The following is a 21,527-nucleotide window of genomic DNA, read 5'->3' on the forward strand; positions in this document are numbered from 1 at the left end:
GGCGGGCGCGATCAGGGCGCTGCGGCCGGCGCTGGGTTCGCATCGCGTCGGATCAGGTGCCCCGCCTCGACATCATAAAGCGCGGAGAAGGCCGGGCGCTCGATGCGGAAATCGGCCAGATGCAACAGGCTGTCGCTGCCGACGCCGCGCACCGGCACCGCCCGCAGGCTCAGCGGCTTGCCCGCGGCATAGACCGTGGCCGCCGCCTGCGGACCCACCAGCCAGGCGTGGCCGCCGTTACCGCTGAAGACACGGCCGATGCCGTCGCCGTCGATGCACAGCGCGGTGTACTCGTCGACGCCGATGCCGACCAGATCGCCGCGGCCTTGTTCCTGCGCCAGCCGCGCCAGCATCGCGATCAGGCGGCCGAGCCGGTCGCGCTTGCCGAAATGGCTGTCGGTGAGCACGCGTTCGAGATAGGGCAGATGCAGGAAGTCGTCGACCAGGGTCAGCTGCGGCCCACTCGGGTCGTTCAAGGCGTCCTTCGAGCTCAGGCTGCCGCCGTCCATGGCGCCGTAGGCGTGCGCACCGAGGATCGCCAGCCCCGCGCTGGTGCCGCCGATCGGTTTGCCGGCGCGCACGTGCGCATCCAGCGCGCGATTGAGCGGCGTGCCTTGCCAATAACGCACGTAGTTGGACTGATCGCCGCCGGCGAGGAAGATGCCGTCGGCCTGGCGCACGATGTCGAGCACCTGCGGGTCGCTGGCGGCGCGGCGATCCTCGAACACCAGGGTCTGCGCCGCGGTAATGCCGCCGATGTCGTTGAAGAACTCGTCCTGCGCCTCGGTACTGCCGGAGGCGCGCAGGATCACGATGCGGCCGTGGCCGGCGCGTTCGATCATCCAGCGGAACGCCGGGTAGGGCCAATCGCCGCCGCCGACCAGCATCGCCCCGGCGCGGGTCGGCGCCGGCCGCGGCGCGGCGAGGTCGCCGATCGCGTAGTAGCGATAGCCGTCGCGGCGCGAGTCGCTGGTGTCCGCGGCGAAGGCGCTGGTGCAGCAAAAAACGGCCAGGACAGCGCCGAGCACGCCTCGGCACAGCGTTCGACCCGACATGGACCAGCGGGACCACAGGCGCATCGTTCCACTCCGGCTGGGAATGAAGGGCCAAGACGAACCAGCGCCCGCTTTCCCCCATGTCCGTTGGCAAATCCGCGCCGGCGCGCGCAATCCGCCGATCGGCTGCCGCGGCCGCTACGGAATGGACGACGGAATCGGCTAAGGTCGGCGCATGAACGCCGCCCTCGACGCCTGGTTCGCCCGCGAGATCCTCGTGCACGAAGAGGCGCTGGTGCATGTGCTGCGGCGTTATTGGCCGCATCGCGACGACCTTCACGATCTGCGCCAGGAGGTCTACGTCCGCGTCTACGAAGCCGCCGGCAAGGCCTTGCCGACCCAGCCCAAGTCGTTCCTGTTCGCGACCGCGCGCCACCTGATGACCGACCGCCTGCGCCGCGGCAAGGTGGTGTCGATCGAGCCGGTGGGTGATTTCGAGGCTTTGAACGTCTTGATAGACGAGGTCTGTCCGGAGCGCCGGCTCGGCGCACGGCAGATCCTCAAACGTCTCGCCGAAGCCTTCGACCGTCTGCCCGATCGTTGCCGCGAGGTGGTGTGGCTGCGCCGAGTCGACGAGTTGTCGCAGAAGGAAGTGGCCGAACGCCTGGGCATCAGCGAGAAGACCGTGGAGAAACAAATGGCCAAGGGGGTGCGCCTGATCGCCGAGTATTTCTACGGCGGCGAACCCTCGCGCACGGACTTGCCGCGCAAGCCGCAGGCCGACAAGGAAACGGAACATGGCAAGCAGCAGACAGATTGAGCGCGACGCGGCGCAGTGGTTAGCGCGACGCGAGCGTGGCGATTGGTCGGCGCTGGAACAGGCCGAGCTGGACGCCTGGCTCGAGGCCTCGACCGCGCACCGGGTCGCGTTCCTGCGCCTGGACGCGGCCTGGGCGCAGAGCGACCGGCTCAAGGCGCTCGGCGCCGGTTCCGCCTCGGACGGCGTGCCGGCGCGCGGGCAATGGAGGCATTCGAGCTTCGATCTGCAGGCGCCGCGCGCCGAGGCGACGGCGGAGCCGTCGTCGACACAGGCCGCGACCGGTCACGATGCCGCCGCGCTGGTGTTCGCGCCGCGCCGGTCGGCAGGGCGTGGCGGACGCGGGCTGCGTTATGCCGCCGTCGCCGTGCTCGCGCTGGTGGGGGTCGCCTCGTTCTGGGGCTGGCAGCGTCATGCCGTGGTCGAACAGGCGTCGTACCGCACCGCAATGGGCGATCTCAGCGACGTCGCCCTGGCCGACGGCTCGCAGGCGACGCTGAGCAGCGACAGCCGCATCGAGGTGGCCTTGTCGCGCAGCGAGCGCCATGTCGAGCTGCAGCAGGGCGAGGCCTTCTTTGATGTGGCCAAGGATGCGCGGCGGCCGTTCGCGGTGGTGGCCGGCGGCCGCCGGGTGATCGCGGTCGGCACCCGCTTCTCGGTGCGCCGCGAGGGCGCCGACCTGCGCGTGGTCGTCACCGAAGGCACGGTGCGGCTCGAATCCGAGCCGGTCGGCGGCCGTCGCCAGCCCACCAGCGTATTGCCCGCCGGCAGCACCGCCTTCGCCAGCCGCAGCGGCGTGCTGGTGCGCATCGGTTCGGTCGAGGACGCCGAGCGCCAGGTCGATTGGCGCCGCGGTTACCTGGTGTTCCGCGATACGCCGTTGAGCGCGGCCGCGGCCGAGTTCAACCGCTATAACGCCCGCAAGATCGTCATCGGCGATGCCGCCGCGGGCGAGCTGCGGGTCGGCGGTAACTTCCGCTGGTCCAACACCGAAGTGTTCGTGCGCCTGCTCGAACAGGTCACGCCGGTCCGTGTCGAGCACCACCCGGACCGCATCGTCCTGCACAGCCGCTAGCCGGCTCCGCGCCGGCATACCGCAGCGCGTGCGGGATTTGCCGGCTTCGTTCGTCCTGATATCCCGATGGGCGCTGCAAGGCGCCGATGGGGAGGGGAACCCGATGTCGCGAAGTGCGCGTGTGTGGTTGTTGAGTCTGGCCTGTTCGGCCGTGTTGTCCGCCCAGGCGCAAGTCGCGGCGAAGCATGAGGCGATCGACATCCCGGCTGGGGAGCTGGTGTCGGCGCTGGATGTGTTGGCGAGGCAGTCGGGAGTGCAGTTCGTTTACCGCGCCGACCGCTTGAAGGGGCTGCGTACACGCGGGGTGCGGGGCGAGATGTCGGCCGAAGCCGCGCTCGACCGCCTGCTGCTCGGTAGCGGCTACGTGGCGCGGCGTGATGCGTCGGGGGCGATGGTGATCGTCAAGGACCCGACGCCGCCCAAGCCGCGCAAGGCGAAGTCGTTGGCGCCGATGGGGAGCGGCGCCGACATCGTCGAGGCGTCGCCGGCGACGATGACCGAGCTGGAAGGCGTGCAGGTCACCGGTTCGCGCATTCCGCGCAGCCAGATCGAAGGCCCGGCGCCGATCACGGTGATGACCGCGCAGGAGATCAAGGCCAACGGCTTCACCACCGTGCCCGACGTACTGCGGGCGATGACCCAGAACGGCGGCGAGACCCAGAGCCAGCAGTCGGCCAGCGCCGCCGACTTCTCGCCGGGCGCGCAGCAGGTCGACCTGCGCGGGCTCGGCCCGAACCACACCCTGGTGCTGGTCAACGGCCGGCGCATCGCCGACTTCCCGATGCCGTTCAAGGGCCGCAGCAACTTCACCGACATCTCCAATATTCCGCTCGGCATGGTCGACCGGATCGAGATCCTGACCGGCAGCGCCTCGGCGATCTACGGCTCGGACGCGATCTCCGGCGTGGTCAATTTCATCCTTAAAAAGCGCGCCGACGGCACCACGGTCGACTTTCGCCTCGGCGACACCACGCGCGGCGGCGGCGAGTCGTTCAACCTCGGCGTCTCCAGCGGCTATGGCAACGATCGCTTCAATGCGGTCTACGGCTTCGAGCTGCAGGTGCAGAACCCGCTGTGGGCCTACGAGCGCTCGATCCAGGACTCGACCCGGGACGCGCCGACCGCAAGCACGCGCGCCGCGCGCCGCGCCTTCCTGCGCACCAACTGGTACGACGAATACCTCGACCCCGGCGCCGCCTGCGGCCCGCTGGCTTCGCTCAACGGCGGTACCACGTATCGCGCCGCGCGTCCCGGCTGGGGGCCGGACGGCGAGGACGGCTATTACTGCGGCAGCGACGAGTCGATCGGCTACGGCACCATGATCAACGAACGCAAAGGCCTCAATGCCTACGCCTCGTTGAGTTACGCCTTCGGCGACGACAGCGAATGGTTCGCCGATGTGCAGCTGGGCTATCACGAACTGTCGATGTACCGCGACGTCACCGAATGGAGCTACCAGGCCCCGGACGGCAACGAGGCCGGTTACTTCTACAACCGGGCCACCGACCAGGTCGAGTATTGGCAGCGTCAGTTTTCGCCCGAGGAAATGGGCGGCCTCGACCGCGGCATGATCCGCAACCGGCAGCGCACTTTCAGCCTCGCCACCGGGTTCAAGGGCCGCTTCGGCGAGGCCTGGGACTGGGAAGCCGCACTGAGCCACTCGCAGTATCAATCGACGATCAGTTGGCCGCAGATCGTCGCGTCCCGGGCCAATGATCTGTTCCTCGGTCCGCAACTCGGCGTCGACGACGACGGTTTCGCGATCTTCGACGCCGACCCCGAGCGCCTGTACCGACCCTTGAGCCGGCAGGAGTACGACGCCATCGGCGCGCGTTCGACCTACCGGCCGAAGTCGCGCACCGACGCGCTGTCGCTGACCCTGACCAATACAGACTTGTTCGCCCTGCCGGCCGGCGAGGTCGGTTTCGCCGGCACGCTCGAACTCGGCAACCAGAGCTACGACCTGCGCCCCGACCCGCTCGCCACCGGCTATCACTACTACAGCTGGCGCGATTCCGACGGCCACGGCAGTCGCGACCGCTGGGCCGCGGCCGGCGAATTGCGCTTGCCTTTGCACGAGCGCTTGAACCTCAGCGTCGCCGGCCGCTACGACCAATACCGCTACGGCGGCCACGACATCGATAAGTTCACCTACAGCGCCGGTCTGGAATGGCGGCCGGTCGATTCCTTGTTGTTGCGCGGTTCCTACGGCACCGCGTTCCGCGCGCCGGACCTGCATTACGTGTTCGCCGGCGAAGGCAACCAGGAATCGAGCGGGATCGACTATTACCGTTGCCGCAGCGAAGAGCCCGACAGCGATCTCAACGATTGCTCGTACGGCGACGAAGGCCTGGTCGTCACCCGCAGCGGCAACCGCAAGCTGGAACCGGAAACCAGCACCTCGTGGACCGCGGGCGTGGTCTGGTCGCCGCGCTCGAACCTGGACTTCTCCGCCGACTACTTCGACATCGATCTGCGCGACCAGGTTCAGGACCTGCGCATCGACGACGTGCTGCGCGACGAAGCCGGCTGCCGCCTGGGCACGCGCGCCGACGGCAGCGCGGTCGATGCCGGCTCGCCGACCTGCGCCGATGCCTTGGCGCGGATCCGGCGCTCCGGCGAAGGCAAGCTCTACGGCGTCTACGTCAACCCGATCAACATCGCCAGCGAACGCACCAGCGGCGTCGATTTCAGCGCCCATTACCGCCTCGACACCGGCCTGGGCAGCTTTCGCCTCGGCGCCAGCTACACCTGGGTGCGCGAGCACGAAAGCCAGCAGTACGCCGGCGACCGCGTCGAAGACCAGTTCGCGGTCAACAGCGGTTTCGACATCCCGCGCACCAAGGCCAGCGCCAGCGTGAGTTGGGAAAAGGAGCGCTGGTCGGCGACGCTGCACGGCGAACGCCTGGGCCGATTGCCGAGCGGGGATTCCTATAACGAGATCTATGAGCCCGGCGGCGACGCCGGCGCCTGGATCGGCGCGACCTATCGCTACAACGCTTCGCTGCGCTACCGCTTCAGCGACCACGCCCAGCTGTCGCTGGCGGTGACCAATCTGTTCGACAAGTTGCCGCCGAAGGATGCGACCTACAGCAGCTACCCGTATTACGACGTGTCCTGGTTCGATGCCGTCGGCCGCCAGGTCTTTCTGCAATACACCCACAAATTTGGCGGCCGAGCTCTATAGGCCAACCCCGCGTCCCGCGGCAAGGATGGCCGCGGGGCGATTTTAGATTGCCCGGTTTCCATCGTCAGGCGCCTGCCCGCGCGTCAGCGCGCCGTGCGCGCGACGACGAAGATGCGGCGGAACTCGAACCAGGTGGTGCCGTCGCTGCGCGGCGGATAGGCGCGGTCGAGCTGCGGCGCGAGCTCGGCGCAGAAGCGTTGCCAACCGGCGCCATCGAGCGCGGCCTTGATCGGGCGCAAGGCCGTGCCGCTGATCCATTCCAGCACTGCATCCGGGCCGGACAGACGCTGCACGTAGGTGGTTTCCCAGGGATCGACCTCGCAGCCCTGCGTCGCCAGCAATTCGGCGTAGGCGCGCGGCGCATCGACCGCGCTTCCTTCGCGCAGTTCGACCGGGCCCAGCAGCGGCGCCCACGAGGCGCTGGCCGCCAGCTCGCGCACCAGCACGTGCGAGGGCGCATCGAAGTTGCCCGGCACCTGGATCGCGATCCACGCGCCGCCCGGCAGCTGGCGCGCCCAACGACGCAGCAACTCACGATGCTCGGGCACCCATTGCAGCACCGCGTTCGAGACCACCACGTCGGTGTCGGGCCGCGGCACCCAGTCGCGCACGTCGCGCAATTCGGCGGCGACGCCGGCGGCCCGCGCCGCTTGCACCATCTCGGCTGAGTTGTCGCTGGCTTCGAGCTTGGCCGCGGGCCAGCGCGCGGCGAGCGCACGGGTCAGATTGCCGGGGCCGCAGCCCAGGTCGACCACGCGGCGCGGACGCTCGGCGTGCACGCGTTCGATCAGGTCGAAGAACGGCCGACCGCGCAGATCGGCGAAGTCGAGGTACTTATCGGGGTCCCACATGGCGAGCTCCGCGAACCGATGGTCGGTCGGATGTCAGTCTTCGGTGGTCCGTCTTCGTGCATGCGCGGCGCTGCGATCGGGCAGGCGCGCTGCGGAGCTCGGCGTCGTAGTTCACGCTCAGCATTCCATCACCGGCGTTAACGCGATGTTGAATCGTGTAGGCGATCACAACTGGAGCGTGAGCGACTAAGGCCTTCGGCAAGTCTATGAACGAACGGTCATAAACTTCGTCGCCGCATCGATTATGGTGCCGCGCACAGGGGGCTTCGACCTGACCGGAGCCTTGCACCATGAGTACGAAATCTTCCGCCGACGCTACGACTTTGCCCTTGAGTTACTGGGCGTTGAACTATCGTCATGCGGCGTTCTATCGCGATGGCACCCGGTTCGAGGATTACGCACCGGCGATCTATCTCGGCATCACCGCGCAGATCGAGAATCCGGGCCTGGTCTTCGACGACGTGGTGCCCGAGCTGGAAGCGCGTTATCAGCAGATCTGTTCCGGATCGACGCTGTCCTGGTCGCAGGCCGCCTGTGCGGCGGAAGCGGCGTGGACGCGTGCGCGGATGATTTCCGGCGCGGCCCGCGCCGCGTTCGAGTCCGAGCTCGCCCGGCGTCGCGCCGCCTGAACCCGGCGATGCGCGCCCGCGGCCATGGGCCCGGGCGCGCCGATTCCTTACTCGCCGGCTTTTCGCGCTCAGGCGCGTGCTTGGTACCAGCCCTTGCTGGCATTGACGATCCGCACCACCGACAGCATCACCGGCACTTCCACCAGCACCCCGACCACCGTGGCCAGCGCGGCGCCGGAGTGCACGCCGAACAGGCCGACCGCGGCGGCCACCGCCAGCTCGAAGAAGTTGCTCGCGCCGATCAGCGCCGACGGGCCGGCGACGCTGTGCGCTACGCCCAATTTGCGATTGAGCAGATACGACAGGCCCGAAGTGAAATAGACCTGGATCAGGATCGGCACCGCGAGCATCGCGATGATCGCCGGCTGGGCCACGATCTGCCGGCCCTGGAAACCGAACAACAGCACCAGCATCAGCAACAGGGCGGCCAACGACAGCGGGCCGAGGCGATGCAGCAGTTTCTGCAAGGCGGCCTCGCCGCCGCGGCGCAGCACCGCCTTGCGCAGCAGCATCGCCATCGCCACCGGCGCGACGATGTACAGACCGACCGACAACAGCAGAGTCGACCACGGCACCACGATCGACGACAGCCCCAGCAGCAGGCCGACGATCGGCGCGAACGCGACCACCATGATCAGGTCGTTGAGCGCGACCTGGCTCAGGGTGAACTCCGGATCGCCGTCGCACAGGTGGCTCCACACGAACACCATCGCCGTGCACGGTGCGGCGGCGAGTAGGATCAGGCCGGCGACGTAGGAGTCGAGTTGTTCGACCGGCAGGCGGTCGGCGAAGGCATGGCGGATGAAGATCCAGGCCAGCATCGCCATCGAGAACGGTTTGACCGCCCAGTTTACGAACAAGGTCACGCCGATGCCGCGCCACTGCCGGCGTACCTGCGCCATCGCGGCGAAGTCGATCTTCAGCAACATCGGAACGATCATCAGCCAGATCAGCGCTGCCGCCGGCAGGTTGACCTGGGCGACCTCGGCTTCGCCGAGGCTCGCGAACAGCCCCGGCAGGGCGTAGCCGAGCGCGGTGCCGGCGACGATGCAGGCCAGCACCCACCAAGTCAGGTGGCGCTCGAACGCGCCCATGCGCTTGGCCAGCGGCGCCGGCGCGGCGGCTTGCGCGGCCGCGCTCATGCCTGCGCCTGCTTCGGGCTTGCGCAGCTGCCGGCCTGCGGGTCGCACGCGGCCGGTGCGCACTGTTGCGGCTGGCCGCCGCAGCAGTTGCGGGTCAGGAACTCGATCAGGCCGTTCATGGCGCCGAAGTCGGCGCGGTAGCAGATGTAGCGGCCCTGTGACTCGCCCTGCACCAGGCCGGCGGCGCTGAGTTCCTTGAGGTGGAAGGACAGGGTCGCGCCCGGCAGCGCCAGGGCCTCGGCGATCTCGCCGGCCATGCGTCCCGCCGGACCGGCCTCGACCAGCAGGCGGAAGATCGACAGACGGGTGGACTGGCCCAGGGCGGCCAGGGCGGTGGTGGCTTGATTGATTTCCATAATTCCAGAATAGTAGAAACGAAACCCGACCTCAAGCCGACCCGCCATGACCCAATTACCCAACCTCGTCAGCGCCGCCCTGGACCTGCCCGACCTCGACAAGCTCGCCCTAAGCGGCACGACCCACCCGCCGCGGATCCTGATCCTGTACGGCTCGCTGCGCCCGCAGTCGTTCAGCCGCAAGGCCGCGCTCGAAGCCGAGCGCATCCTGCGCCACTTCGGCGCCGAGACCCGGGTGTTCGACCCGCACGATCTGCCGATCCTCGACAGCGTGAGCGCGGACCATCCCAAAGTGCGGCAGTTACGCGAGTGGTCGCAATGGTCCGAGGGCCAGGTCTGGGTCAGTCCGGAGCGCCACGGCAGCCCGACCGCGGTGTTCAAGAACCAGATCGACTGGCTGCCGCTGGAGGAGGGCAGCGTGCGCCCGACCCAGGGCCGCACCCTCGCGGTCATGCAGGTCTGCGGCGGCTCGCAATCGTTCAACGTGGTCAACGCGCTGCGCGTGCTCGGCCGCTGGATGCGCATGATCACCATCCCGAACCAGTCGTCGGTGCCGAAGGCCTGGCAGGAGTTCGACGAGCACGGGCGCATGAAACCCTCGCCGTATTACGATCGCATCGTCGACGTGATGGAGGAACTGTTCAAATTCACCCTGCTGGTGCGCGACCGCAGCGACTACCTCAGCAGCCGCTACAGCGAGCGCAAGGGCGACCTCGCCGCGCAGGCGCTGGCGGTCGCATCCGGCGCGGTGGCACTGCCCGCGACCGCAGCTGCCGATGACGCTGCGAACGATGCGGCGAATGAGGCCGAAGCCGATACGAACACCGCAACCCGCCCCAGCGCTGCTGCGCGCATGCCGTCGGCGTGCTGCGGCCCTGCCTGCGCCTCCAACCAGAGCTGAGCCATGGACGTCACGATCTACCACAACCCTGCCTGCGGCACCTCGCGCAATACCCTGGCCCTGATCCGCCACGCCGGGATCGAGCCGACCGTGATCGAGTACCTGCAGGACCCGCCCTCGCGCGCGGCCCTGGTCGAGTTGATCGCCGCCGCCGGCCTCAGCGTCCGCGAGGCCATGCGCCAGAACGTACCGCCCTATGTCGAGCGCGGCCTCGACGACCCCGCACTGACGGACGATGCCCTGATCGAAGCGATGCTGCGCGAGCCGATCCTGATCAACCGTCCCTTCGTGGTCAGCCCGCTCGGCGTGCGCCTGTGCCGTCCGTCCGAACTCGTGCTCGACCTGTTGCCGCCGATCACCCGGCCTTTCAGCAAGGAAGACGGCGAAGTCGTGATCGATGCCGACGGGCGCCGGGTGTCGTAGCCTCGCAGGCTGATCGGTCAAGATACCAACGAACCTCCGCCCACCCGGAAACCCCGATGACGCCCGCCATACGCCCGCTCGCCGCCGACGAAACCGCCGCCGTGCGCACCTTGTTGGCCGACAGCGGCCTGCCGATCGACGATCTGGCCAGCGCCGCGATCGAGTTCCGCGTCGCAGTCGACGAAAACCAGGCGATGCTCGGCGTGGTCGGCATCGAGGTATTCGATGAGGCCGGCCTGCTGCGCTCCCTTGCGGTCGAGCCACGGGCCCGCCACCGCGGCATCGGCGATGCCCTCGCTTCGTCGCTGGAAGCCGATGCGCGCGCACGCGGCCTGCGCCAATTGGTGCTGCTGACCCAGACCGCCGAAACTTTCTTCGCCCGCCGCGGCTACACCGTCATCGACCGGGCCGCCGCCCCGGCCGGCATCCAGCGCAGCGCGGAGTTCCGCTCGCTGTGCCCGGCCTCGGCGGTGTGCATGAGCTTGGTGCTCGAGCCGGCGCGGCTTGGTTGACGCAGTGCGTCGGTAGCGTGCGGCCGGCAGGACCGTTTGAGAGCGATATCCGAGTACGCCATCGCGCCGGCGTCCGCATCTGGCCGCGGACTGCGTTAATCGAATGGGGCAGTACTGGAGATGGACCTCGGATATGGCGGGTTTGGAGCTGTTGGAAGCGCCGCGGACTGCGGCGGTCGGCCGGCCTTCGGCCGAAGCGGCGGTGTTGCAGTCGGCATCGACCGATGACGGATCGGCGCTCGGATCGGAAGAGGCCGGCGCCGAGGTAACGGCGCTGTTGCAGCGCTGGGGCGGGGGCGATGCCAAGGCGCTCGATGCTTTGCTGCCCTTGGTCTACGCCGATCTGCGTGCGATCGCGCGGCGCGAGCTGTATGGCCATCGCGGCCACGACACTTTGCAGCCGACGGCGCTGGTCAACGATGTGTTCTTGCGCCTGCTCGGCAGCGATCGGCCGCAGTGCCTGGGCAGTCGCGCGCATCTGTTCCATACCGCGGCGCGGATCATGCGGCAGTTGCTGGTCGACCGCGCCCGGCGCGCGGCGTGCGACAAGCACGGCGGTGCCTGGAAGCGCGACGATTTCGCCTGCGCGCTCGATCTGCCGATCCCGGAGCGCACCTTGCTGCCGGAACTCGACGTGGCGCTGGACGAATTAGCCAAACTCGACGCACGCATGGCCAAGGTGGTCGAACTGCGCTACTTCACCGGGCTCAGCGTGGCCGAAGTCGCGCGTTTGCTCGAGGTCGAGGAGCGCACGGTCTATCGCGATTGGGCCGCGGCCCGCGCCTGGCTGCGCGACCGTCTGTCAGAGTGATGGCAGCTTGAGGCGACGCTTCGCGTTGTCTTCAGCGACCCAAGCCAGAGTTTCAGCATGACTCTCGACGAATCATCGTTAGAACGCCGCGCCCTGCAGTTGTTCCGTGGGGTGCTCGACGCCTCTTCCGCCGAACGCGAGCGCTTGCTCGGGCAGGCCTGTGCGGGCGACGAGGCGCTGCAGGCGCGGGTGCGAGCGCTGTTGGCGCAGGTCGAGGAGTCGGAAGCAGGCGTAGATCCAGGAACGTCACTGCCGCAAGGCGACGCGACCGGATTGCGGATCGGGCCCTACCGGTTGCTCGAACGGATCGGCCGTGGCGGCATGGGCGAGGTGTTCCGCGCCGCGCGCTGCGACGGCGCGTACGAGCGCGAGGTCGCGCTGAAACGTATCTGGAGCGGTTTTGCGCCGCTGGGAGCGAGCCCGTTGACCGAGCGCTTCCTGCGCGAACGCCAGGCGCTGGCGCGGCTGCAGCACACGGGCATCGCCCAGTTGTACGACGGCGGCGTCACTGAGACAGGCCAGCCGTGGTTCGCGATGGAGCTCGTTCGCGGCGAACCGATCACCCGCTGGTGCGCGGCGCGCGCGGCAACGATCGAGCAGCGGGTCGAACTCGTGCAGCAGGTTTGCGCGGCGATCGACTTCGCCCACCGCGCCTTGATCGTGCATCGCGATCTCAAGCCGGCGAACGTGCTGGTCGACGAGGCCGGGCAAGCCAAGCTGCTCGACTTCGGCATCGCCAAATGGCTCGACGATGCCGACGCCGAGCAGACCCAGGCCCTGGCGATGACGCCGGCCTGGGCCGCGCCGGAGCAGCGCGAGGGCCGCGCGGTCACCACCGCGACCGATGTCTATCAGCTGGGCATGTTGCTGCGGGTGCTGCTGTCCGACGATCTGCCGGCGCTCGGGCAGGCGTCGCCGCGGCTCGCGTCCGCGTACGAGGCGCTGCGCAAGCGCGATGCTTCGGCGGCGCAGCGAGTCGCGCACGAGCGGGCGACCACGCCGGAACGCTTGCTGGCGCGCTTGCGCGGCGATCTCGACTGTATCGTCGCTCAAGCGACGGCGCAGGCGCCGCAGCAGCGCTATCGCAGCGCCGCGGCCCTGGCCGACGACCTGCAACGCTGGCTGGAGAAACGGCCGGTGCACGCGCGCGGCGAAGACCGGGCCTATCGGTGGCGGCGCGCGGCGCAGCGGCACTGGCCGGCCTTGACCACCGCGGCGGCGGCGCTGGTCCTGGCCAGCGGCATGGCTTTCTATCATTTCGCCCGGCTCGGCGATGAGCTGCAGCGCACCCGCGTCGCCCGCGACGAGGCCACCGCGGCGCAGACCAAGGCCGAGGCGCAGCGCGGCCAGGCCGAAGCGACCGCCGAGTACTTCGTGGATCTGTTCAAACAGGCGCGGCCGCGCGAGACCACCAGCGGCGAAGTGTCGGCGCGGGCCTTGATGGCGGCCAGTCTCGAGGAGTTGCTGGCCGATCGTAAGCGCGACCCACTGGTGCGTGCCTCGTTGCTGGCGGCGAACGGGCGCGCGGCCAGCTACCTCGGTCGCGACGCGGACGCCGAACGCGCCGCCGGCGCAGCCATTGCGTTGTGGCAGGCGCATCCGCAGGCGGATCAGGAAACCCTGGCCAAGACCCGGTTGCTCAGGGCCGGGTATCTGCATCATCTGCAACGGCCCGAAGAAGCGCAGCGCGAGCTGGATCAAGCCGTTGCGCTGGCCGCGCGCATCGCGCCGCGCGATCCCGACCTGCGTACCAGCCTGCAACTGTGGCGCGCCAACCTGGCCGGCGAGCGCGAAGACGCCGCGACGATACGCGACGCCTACGAGCAGGTGCTGCGCCTGACCGAGCATTCGCTGCAGCGTCGCTTGGCCTGCCGCTCGCACTACGCCGGGCTCGGCAATCTGGCCATGCTCGATATCGACGAGGGGCGTCCGGCCGATGCCGAGCGGCGTCTGCGCCGCGCGCTGGCCATGATCGGCCCCTGCGGCATCAGCGACCACGCGGACGGCCTGATATTGCGCCGCGTCCTCGCCGTCGCCTTGATCGATCAGGCGCGGTTGGGCGAAGCGCGAACTCTGATGGCCGCCGCGCTCGAAGAATCGCGTGCGCATTTCGGCGCGACCGATTCCTTCCTCGCCCACGCCTTGTTCGTGCAGGCCCTGCTCGAGGTGATCGAGCGGCGGCCGGCGGCGGCGCAGAAGCTGCTGGCCGAGGTCGCGCGTATCGACGATGTGATGCTGCCGCCTTCCAGCCCAATGCGTTATTCGCGCACCGGGCTGGGGGCGCTCTCGCTGATTGCACAGGCCGATCATCTCGCCGCCGACAAAAGCGCAATAGATACCGCGCTGCGCGGTGCGGTCAAGGCGCTGCGACCGATCGTCCAAGCCGACGGCAGCGCGTTGCGCTCGGGTTCGCTCAACGAGCGCGCCAGCGGGCATTTCCATGCTCTGGCACTGGCCTATGCGCAATGCCGGCTCGATTCATCGAGCGGCAACCGCGAGGCCTTCGTAGTGGCGCGTGCCGCCGCCGGCGCCATGCGCCCATGGCGTACCCGCATCAGCCGAGACTGGGGCCAGCGCTGCGGCGTGTAAGGGCGCGGCGCCCGGGTGCGCCGAGCGATGGATTCGGCATCCTCGTGCGCATGCGTCGCTGACCGCGCTGCAGGCATCGGCCTGCCGGGTCTATCCACTGCGCCATTCTCATTCGGCGCAGGTGCGGCCGGACGGCGTCGTTCCGACGCGACGATGGATGGGGCGGCAACCGCCATGTCAGGTTCCGCAGCCTCCTCTCGTACCCCTGTATGCCACCGACGTGGCATCCCTCGCTCAGGTATCGGGTCGTAACGGACTGCGACGACGCAACGGCTACGCATTCGCATCGAACACCGCTGCCTTCCATCAGGAGTTTCACCATGCAGCTCATCTTCCATCGCAAACCCCGGCGGCGCCTGCCGCTGTTGTCGACCGCGCTCGGCGCGCTGTCGCTCGCTTTCGCCGCGAGCGCTTTACCCGCTACGGCCGCGGTCGGTCCGGCATCGGTCGTGCAAGGCCGCACCAACACGCTCGCCTCGTTCGGCCCGACTGTTTATTCGGACGGCCTGCAGCGCCAGTACCTGGTCAAGAACGGCCGCGTCTACAAGCGCACCGAACCCAACTGGAACACCTGGGAGAACATCAGTGCCGCCTTCGAGGGCGTGCCCCAGTTGCCCCTCGGCGAGAACACCTCGTTCGACGTCGAGCTGTACCGCGACGGCTTGCACCGGCAGTTCCTGACTCGCGGCGGCCATGTCTATCGGCGCATCCAGACCGGCATAGATCAATGGGGTCTGTGGGAAAACATCGATGCGGCCTTCCCGGGCACGGGCAGCGAGCCGATCAGCTCGTTTTCGGTGGCGGTGTATGCCGATGGTCTGCAGCGCCAGTTCGTGGTGCGCGGCGGGCAGGTGTTCCGCCGCACCCAGACCGCGAGCGGCGGCTGGCCGGCGTGGGAAGACATCACTTCGGTGTTCTCGGGCGCGGGCAGTTCCGAGGCAACCATCACCGCTTTTCACGTCGCACTTTATAACGACGGCAAGCTGCGCCAGTTCGTGACCCGCGGCGACCAGGTCTACCGGCGTACCGAGCCGAACTGGAACACCTGGGAAGACATCTCGTCGTTGTTCGATGGCGTCGGCCGCTCCGCCGACCCGCGCGTCGACGATCCGATCCACAAGCGGGTGATGGTGATCGAGTTCAACCCGACCATCCAAAGCATGAACAACCAGCGCCTGAGCCAGGCGAAAGGCTGGTACGACCCGCGCGTGCTGGAACAGCAGTACATCCAGTTCCTCGAACAAGCCAGCGGCCAGGTGGTGCAGTACTCGATCGCCAAGCATGTGTTCGTCGATGCGTTTGCGCCACGCACCCAGAACCCGATCTACAGCGAAGCCACCTACCTGAAGTGTCTCGCCGACGAGCCAGACACCTGCCCGCGGCAGAACGATTTCGACTACGTCAGCGTGCTGCGCCAGTACGGCGTGTGCGAGAAGGCCAACGCCGGCGAAATCGACGAGTTGTGGCTATGGGGCGGGCCATACTTCGGCTACTTCGAAGCCAATATGGCCGGGCCCGGCGCGTTCTGGACCAACGGCGATCCGATCCCGCCCCAGCTCAGCACCTGCCAGGTCAAACTCAACATCATGGGTTTCAACTACGAGCGCGAGCCGGAGCGAATGCTGGAGGACATGGGGCATCGCGTCGAAGGCACCATGAAGCATCGCTTCGGCCGTTGGGCGAACAGTCCGCCGGCACCCCCGTCGACGATGTTCCCGCCCGATGCCAACTTGCTCGAACGCTTCACCGCGCGCGGCTTCGATGCCACCACCGCGGCCTGCGGCAACATCCACGGCAGCCTCAACACGCCACAGTACGATCCCGGCAACCGCTGGGGCTACGACTTCACCAACGGCCATTACGAGTACAACACCTGCGACGATTGGGAGAACTATCCGAACCTGAGCCCCGGCGCGACCACGCTCAACAACTGCACCAAGTGGGGCGGGCCGCGTTGCACCTTCCCGGACGGCTATCGCGCGGCCGATCGCGGCTGGCATTTGTACTGGCTCGGCAAGGTGCCGAACTTCGTCGGCAGCCATCTCGGCGTGCAGAACAACTGGTGGTGGTACGTGATGGATTGGGACGTGGTGGCGCCTTAAGCGCGGCACCTGGGCGCGCCATCGAAGCGACGGGCGGGGCGCGAGCCCCGCCCGTTCGTCGTTATGGCGGTCGCAATCGCTTGCGCAAGCGTTAATCCGTCGATCGATCGACCCGCGTCGCCAGCTTCTTCGGCGCCAGCACGCAATAACTCTCGCTCAGCAGGTCGGCAACCTCGTCCCAATCGGTGTGCCCATCGATCGTCATGCCGACGATGTTCGGAAACCACACCGGCCGGAAGAACGGCGCACGTTTGAAGCGTGGCGCATCGGCGCGCGGCAAGGGCAAACGGAAGGTCAGCACCGTCGCCGGCCCGTCGCTGCCCGCGGCTTGCGCATAGGCTGGCGGCCAGCCCGTGGCGATCGTCAGCACATGGGCGAAGTTCTTCTTGCCGATCATCCAGCGTGTGCCGACCCAGGCCCGCTCTTCATGGGCCTCGGGCAGGCCGAGGCAGATCGACGAGAGTCGCAGGACGATCTCGGCGGAAACCTCGGGGTGGTCGGCCATGGCTCGGTCCAGCGCAGCGGAGGCGTATCGGAGTTTGCCAGTTCCGCCGCCAAGCGGGCCATCGACCGCCGCCGGATAGCAGCGGCCTGCGAGCGGCGATGCCGCCTTCAGCCATAAACGATCGCCACGATCCCGTTCGGATTGGAGACCTGCTGCACCATTACCCCGGTGACCTTCGCCTCGTAGAACACCTCGCGCAGCGGCGCGTGATTGCGGTCGTCGAAACCCGGCGCGATGCCCCGGTCCTGGGCGTAGTACTGGCAGTACATGGGCGGCGGATCATCTTCCTTGCGCTGCGTGGTCACGGCGATGTAGAAGCCTTCCAGCGATTGATAGCCCACGCCGCCGAACACGGTGAAACCGACGCAGTCGTAGTTCTTCTTGTCGACCGGGTTCATGATCGATTTGGCCGCGGGTATCGTCGTCGACAGCGGCAGCATGTTGGCTATGCCGTTTGGGCCGAAGCGGAAGTTGATGTTTTCCAGGTCGGTGGCTGCGGTGTTGAACAGCAGGCCCTGCAGATGCAGCTTGATGTCGAACAGCTCGATCAGGTCCAGCACCAATGTGTACAGGCTGATGCCGATGCCGATCTCGGTCGACGCCGCGCCGGCGATGCCTTCGATCAGGTCGGTGGCGAAACTGTTGCCCGGGTCGTTGGGGTTGCTGGGGATGTCGGGCAGGGTGAATTCCCGCGTCGAGATGATGCCGGTCGTGTCCTGGTAAGCCCGCAATAGAGCCATCACATCCGCGTGCGGATGCAGTCCTTGCTTGAATGCCTTATGCGCCGCGGTCATGTTGGTTAGGAAGCTCGTCACCGCGCCGGGCGCCGTGTGCGGGTTCTTCAAACCCTCGCTCAGCGCTTTGAAGGCCGCACTGTCCTTTCGGACCCAGGTGACATGCGAGTACTGGCAATCCGGATAGCTCATGGTCGTGTCCTTCTGGGGGGTGGCAGGGCGAGGCGAAGCGCTCGACGCGCTGTGCGAACGCGGTGGCTGGCGGGTCGGATCTGAGCGTGGTCGCCGCGCGCAAGACGGGTGTCCTCGTGCAACAGGTCGGCCTTCGTCGCCCCGGATAAACGCTCCCCAACGTTTCCAACAGGCCGGCGGCACGGCTTCGAGCGGGTTAACGGGGTGGGCTGCGGCAAGCGGCCAATCGGGCCATGCTGCGAACGCGGATGCACCGGAATGGGCCTGCGTCGCCACGCCTGTCGCGGCTCTCGCCAACGACGCCGGCGCTTTGCACTAGTATGGTGCAATGCCCTCCGATCCCCTGCCCACGCCGGACCTCAGCCTAGACAGCCTGACCACGCCGATGGCCTGGAGCGACCCGGCCGGGGCGATCGTCGGCTGCAATACGGCGTTCTCGCGCTGGTTCGGGATCGGGGCGCGGCGCCTGCTGGGCTGGACCCTGGCCGGGCTGGATGCCGGCGACGGCCGCCTGGCCTTGGCTCTGACCCGCCAGGGCGGCGACGAGGCGCCACTGCGGATGCGCCGCATGCGTCTGCGTTATGCCGACGGCGAGGACCGCTTCGCCGACCTGTGGCTGAGTCGCCGCGACGACGGCGGCTGGCTGCTGGAGGCGCACCCGGTCGACGAGTTTCCCGGCGACGACCCGGCGCTGCTGCTGCCGTCGGCGCTGTCGGCGTCGCTGAAGGGCCTGGCCCACGAGCTGCGCAATCCCTTGGCCGGGCTCAAGGGCGCTTCGCAGTTGCTGGCGCGCCGGGCCGAGGACAGCGAGTCGCGCGAACTGATCGAGCTGATCGACAGCGAGGTCGAGCGCCTGACCGAACTGGTCGACCGCCTGCTGACGCCGTCGCCGCCGCGACCGCATGCCTTGCTCAACATCCATGCCGTGCTCGAACGCGTGCTGCGCCTGGCCGAAGCCGATGCCGGCTGGGCGGTGCGGCTGGTGCGCGACTACGACCCCAGCCTGCCGGAGTTCGCCGGCGACGCCGACCGCCTGATGCAGGCGGTGTGGAACCTGGTGCGCAACGCGATCGAGGCCAAGGCGACCCACGTCAATCTGCGCACGCGCATCGAGCGCGGGGTGCGCATCGCCGACACCGTGCATCCGATCGCGCTGCGCCTGGAGATCATCGACGACGGCCACGGCGTGCCCGACGAATTGGCCGAGCAGTTGTTCCTGCCGCTGGTGTCGGGCCGCGCCGAAGGCAGCGGCCTGGGCCTGGCCTTGGCCCAGCAAGTCTCGCGCGAGCACCGCGGTTCGCTGGCCTACCGTTCGCGCCCGGGGCACACCGTATTCACGCTGTTGTTGCCGATGCAGATCGAACAGGAAGAGGAGGCGACATGAGCGCTGCACGCATCTGGGTCGTCGACGACGATCGTTCGGTCCGCTTCGTCCTGTCGACGGCCTTGCGCCAGGCCGGCTACGACGTCGACGGGTTCGAGAATGCCGGCGATGCGCTCGATGCATTGGAGCAGCGCGGCGTGCCCGATCTGCTGTTCACCGATGTGCGCATGCCCGGCGACGGCGGCCTGGTCCTGCTGGAGAAGCTCAAGGCGCGCGCGCCGTCGCTGCCGGTGGTGGTGATGAGCGCCTACACCGATGTCGCCAGCACCGCGGGTGCGTTTCGCGGCGGCGCCCAGGAATTCCTGTCCAAGCCCTTCGACCTCGACGACGCGGTGGCCCTGGCCGCGCGCACCCTGGCGGCGAGCGAACCGCAGGACGAAGCGAGCGTCGTCAGCGACGGCGCCGCCGCCGACAGCCTGATCGGCGACACGCCGGCGATGCTGACCTTGTTCCGCGCGATCGGCCGTCTGGCCCAGGCGCCGCTGTCGGTGCTGATCACCGGCGAGACCGGCACCGGCAAGGAACTGGTCGCGCGTGCGCTGCATCGCGAGTCGCCGCGTGCGACGCGGCCGTTCGTCGCGCTCAATACCGCGGCGATCCCGGCCGAGTTGCTCGAAAGCGAGTTGTTCGGCCACGAGGCCGGCGCTTTCACCGGCGCGCAGCGGCGCCATGTCGGGCGTTTCGAACAGGCCCATGGCGGCAGCCTGTTTCTCGATGAAATCGGCGACATGCCCTTGCCCTTGCAGACGCGCTTGCTGCGGGTGTTGGCCGAGGGCGAATTCTTCCGGGTCGGCGGGCGCGAACTGATCCGGGTCGACGTGCGGGTGATCGCGGCGACCCATCAAGACCTGGAAACCCTGGTCGCGCAGGGCCGGTTCCGCGCCGATCTGTTGCACCGCCTCGACGTGGTGCGGCTGCGGCTGCCGCCGTTGCGCGAGCGTCGCGCCGACGTGCCGCAACTGGCCGAACGTTTCCTGGCGTCGGCGGCAGTGCGTTTTGCCGCGCCGGCCAAGCGGCTGTCCAAGCCGGCGCTGGAGCGCTTGATGGCGCACGACTGGCCCGGCAACGTGCGCGAGCTCGAAAACGTGTGCTGGCGCTTGGCGGCCTTGGCGCCCGGCGAGACCATCACCCGGCAGGACATGGACGACGTGCTCGGTGTGTCGGTGCAGACGGCCGCCAGCGCCACCGAATGGGAGGCGCAGTTGTCGAGTTGGGCGCGCGCGCAGCTCGCCGAAGGCCGCGCGAACCTGCACGCCGATGCGCGCGAGCGCTTCGATCGCGCCTTGCTGGAGGCCGCCCTCGAACACACCGGCGGGCGACGCACCGAAGCGGCGACCCGGCTCGGCCTGGGGCGCAACACCTTGACCCGAAAACTGGGGCCAGGGCGTCGCGGCGGTTAGTGCGCCGAAGCGCCGCGGTCTCGCATCGGTCGACGGTGTTCCGGCCGTGCGCATCCGGCTTCAGGTCGAGGCGTCGCAGGCATGAACGCATGCGATGCGTCGCGGTTTCGTTCGCACGAACATGCCGTGGTTGGCGGAATGCGATCGTGGGCCGCGCCCGCTCGGTATTCGTGCCCATAATCGGTGATGCCCGTTGCGATGCCGAGGGCGCGGTCGCGCGTTTCACCTGCGCTGAACCCGCGCCGGGCTAGCGTCGAATCACCTTCTACCGTGCGCCGTCGCCGGCGCCGACGACAGGAGTCCCGCATGAACCCGATCCTTCGCATCTCCATCGCCACCGCCGTGCTCGCGCTCGCCGCCTGCGGCGGCCAGACGACGCGGCCGACGCCGCCGCCCAAGCCCGTGGGGCCCAAGCCGGTGTCCACCGCCCAGGCGGGGCAGGTCATCCTCGCTTCGGCATCGGGCAGCCTGGTCAGCGGCAAGCTGGCGTTGCGACCGATGGGCGACGGCGTGCATTTCACCGGCGAGATCGGCGGCCTCGCGCCGAACAGCTCGCACGCGATCCACGTCCACGAGAAAGGCGATTGCAGTGCGGCCGATGCCAGCAGCGCCGGCGGCCACTTCAATTCGGTCGGCCAACCGCACGGGCAGGTCGATCACGGTCCCCACCATGCCGGCGACATGAACAACATCGTCGCCGACGCCGAAGGCGTGGCCAAGGTCGACGTGCATGCCAGCGGCGTGACCCTCGGCGGCGGTGCCATGAACGATGTCAGCGGCCGCGCGGTGATCGTGCATGCCTCGGCCGACGATTACCGCAGCCAGCCGGCCGGCAATGCCGGTGCGCGCCTGGCCTGCGGCGTGATCAAGGTCCTGCGCTGATCCCCGGCGCGGCGGGCGCCGCGCACGCGAAGGCGAAGCA

The 21,527-nt window shown here is 68.4% G+C and carries 19 protein-coding genes; 13 read left to right on the top strand and 6 right to left on the bottom strand.

Translation table 11 applies throughout. The annotated features are described in order from the left end of the window. Positions 1-11: 11 nt before the first annotated feature. Positions 12-1,079 (bottom strand): cyanophycinase, encoded by a 1,068-nt coding sequence (locus tag GLA29479_RS16865; protein ID WP_057972289.1) that lies wholly within the window; start codon positions 1,077-1,079, stop codon positions 12-14. Positions 1,080-1,230: 151 nt separating this feature from the next. Here GLA29479_RS16865 and GLA29479_RS16870 point away from each other — a divergent pair, with 151 nt between their 5' ends. The 3 genes from GLA29479_RS16870 to GLA29479_RS16880 all read left to right on the top strand — a co-directional run bounded on the left by GLA29479_RS16870 (position 1,231) and on the right by GLA29479_RS16880 (position 6,074). Continuing rightward, positions 1,231-1,815, top strand: a complete 585-nt coding sequence (locus GLA29479_RS16870) for an RNA polymerase sigma factor (RefSeq protein ID WP_057919461.1) — start codon at positions 1,231-1,233, stop codon at positions 1,813-1,815. After that, positions 1,793-2,887: a FecR family protein gene (locus GLA29479_RS16875; protein WP_057972290.1), complete on the top strand. Its 1,095-nt coding sequence runs from the start codon at positions 1,793-1,795 to the stop codon at positions 2,885-2,887. Before GLA29479_RS16870 ends, GLA29479_RS16875 begins: the two co-directional genes overlap by 23 nt. A gap of 103 nt (positions 2,888-2,990) precedes the next feature. Beyond that, complete coding sequence (locus GLA29479_RS16880; protein ID WP_082638764.1) at positions 2,991-6,074, top strand: TonB-dependent receptor; 3,084 nt, start codon at positions 2,991-2,993, stop codon at positions 6,072-6,074. A gap of 83 nt (positions 6,075-6,157) precedes the next feature. Here GLA29479_RS16880 and GLA29479_RS16885 read toward each other — a convergent pair whose 3' ends face one another. Further along, positions 6,158-6,925 (bottom strand): trans-aconitate 2-methyltransferase, encoded by a 768-nt coding sequence (locus tag GLA29479_RS16885; protein WP_057972291.1) that lies wholly within the window; start codon positions 6,923-6,925, stop codon positions 6,158-6,160. A gap of 290 nt (positions 6,926-7,215) precedes the next feature. On the opposite strand from GLA29479_RS16885, the gene GLA29479_RS16890 reads away from it, so the two are divergent. Beyond that, the gene (locus tag GLA29479_RS16890) at positions 7,216-7,554 is read left to right on the top strand and encodes a hypothetical protein (RefSeq protein WP_144436582.1); all 339 of its coding nucleotides are present in this window, start codon (positions 7,216-7,218) and stop codon (positions 7,552-7,554) included. 68 nt (positions 7,555-7,622) lie between these two features. Here GLA29479_RS16890 and arsB read toward each other — a convergent pair whose 3' ends face one another. Beyond that, positions 7,623-8,648, bottom strand: a complete 1,026-nt coding sequence (gene arsB, locus GLA29479_RS16895) for an ACR3 family arsenite efflux transporter (RefSeq protein ID WP_057973242.1) — start codon at positions 8,646-8,648, stop codon at positions 7,623-7,625. 44 nt (positions 8,649-8,692) lie between these two features. Continuing rightward, a complete protein-coding gene (locus GLA29479_RS16900; protein ID WP_057919457.1) occupies positions 8,693-9,052 on the bottom strand; it encodes an ArsR/SmtB family transcription factor in 360 nt (119 codons plus the stop codon). Between the two features lie 46 nt (positions 9,053-9,098). On the opposite strand from GLA29479_RS16900, the gene arsH reads away from it, so the two are divergent. From arsH to GLA29479_RS16930, 6 genes are all read left to right on the top strand, one after another. Continuing rightward, a complete protein-coding gene (gene arsH / locus GLA29479_RS16905; protein ID WP_082638765.1) occupies positions 9,099-9,953 on the top strand; it encodes an arsenical resistance protein ArsH in 855 nt (284 codons plus the stop codon). A 3-nt stretch (positions 9,954-9,956) separates the two neighbouring features. After that, positions 9,957-10,376: an arsenate reductase (glutaredoxin) gene (gene arsC / locus GLA29479_RS16910; protein ID WP_057919456.1), complete on the top strand. Its 420-nt coding sequence runs from the start codon at positions 9,957-9,959 to the stop codon at positions 10,374-10,376. Positions 10,377-10,432: 56 nt separating this feature from the next. Beyond that, positions 10,433-10,888, top strand: a complete 456-nt coding sequence (gene arsN2, locus GLA29479_RS16915; RefSeq protein WP_057919455.1) for an arsenic resistance N-acetyltransferase ArsN2 — start codon at positions 10,433-10,435, stop codon at positions 10,886-10,888. Positions 10,889-11,021: 133 nt separating this feature from the next. Continuing rightward, entirely contained in the window at positions 11,022-11,699 is a 678-nt protein-coding gene (locus GLA29479_RS16920; protein ID WP_169795687.1) for an ECF-type sigma factor, read from the top strand. 57 nt (positions 11,700-11,756) lie between these two features. Further along, positions 11,757-14,288 (top strand): serine/threonine-protein kinase, encoded by a 2,532-nt coding sequence (locus GLA29479_RS16925; protein ID WP_057972292.1) that lies wholly within the window; start codon positions 11,757-11,759, stop codon positions 14,286-14,288. A 320-nt stretch (positions 14,289-14,608) separates the two neighbouring features. Then, a complete protein-coding gene (locus tag GLA29479_RS16930) occupies positions 14,609-16,390 on the top strand; it encodes a PLL family lectin (RefSeq protein ID WP_057972293.1) in 1,782 nt (593 codons plus the stop codon). Positions 16,391-16,481: 91 nt separating this feature from the next. Here GLA29479_RS16930 and GLA29479_RS16935 read toward each other — a convergent pair whose 3' ends face one another. Together GLA29479_RS16935 and GLA29479_RS16940 are read right to left on the bottom strand one after the other, a co-directional pair. Beyond that, positions 16,482-16,895: an MmcQ/YjbR family DNA-binding protein gene (locus tag GLA29479_RS16935; protein ID WP_057972294.1), complete on the bottom strand. Its 414-nt coding sequence runs from the start codon at positions 16,893-16,895 to the stop codon at positions 16,482-16,484. Positions 16,896-17,002: 107 nt separating this feature from the next. Next, complete coding sequence (locus GLA29479_RS16940; RefSeq protein ID WP_057972295.1) at positions 17,003-17,821, bottom strand: hypothetical protein; 819 nt, start codon at positions 17,819-17,821, stop codon at positions 17,003-17,005. A 328-nt stretch (positions 17,822-18,149) separates the two neighbouring features. Between GLA29479_RS16940 and GLA29479_RS16945 the strand changes: the two genes are divergently transcribed. From GLA29479_RS16945 to GLA29479_RS16955, 3 genes are all read left to right on the top strand, one after another. After that, entirely contained in the window at positions 18,150-19,205 is a 1,056-nt protein-coding gene (locus tag GLA29479_RS16945; protein WP_057919450.1) for a two-component system sensor histidine kinase NtrB, read from the top strand. Then, the gene (ntrC, locus tag GLA29479_RS16950; protein ID WP_057972296.1) at positions 19,202-20,605 is read left to right on the top strand and encodes a nitrogen regulation protein NR(I); all 1,404 of its coding nucleotides are present in this window, start codon (positions 19,202-19,204) and stop codon (positions 20,603-20,605) included. The genes GLA29479_RS16945 and ntrC overlap by 4 nt, the downstream gene beginning before the upstream one ends. Positions 20,606-20,911: 306 nt before the next feature. Then, positions 20,912-21,487, top strand: coding sequence for a superoxide dismutase family protein (locus GLA29479_RS16955; RefSeq protein ID WP_057972297.1), 576 nt, complete (start codon positions 20,912-20,914; stop codon positions 21,485-21,487). Positions 21,488-21,527 lie beyond the last annotated feature (40 nt).

The organism is Lysobacter antibioticus, from assembly GCF_001442535.1.
GTDB classification, from domain to species: domain Bacteria; phylum Pseudomonadota; class Gammaproteobacteria; order Xanthomonadales; family Xanthomonadaceae; genus Lysobacter; species Lysobacter antibioticus.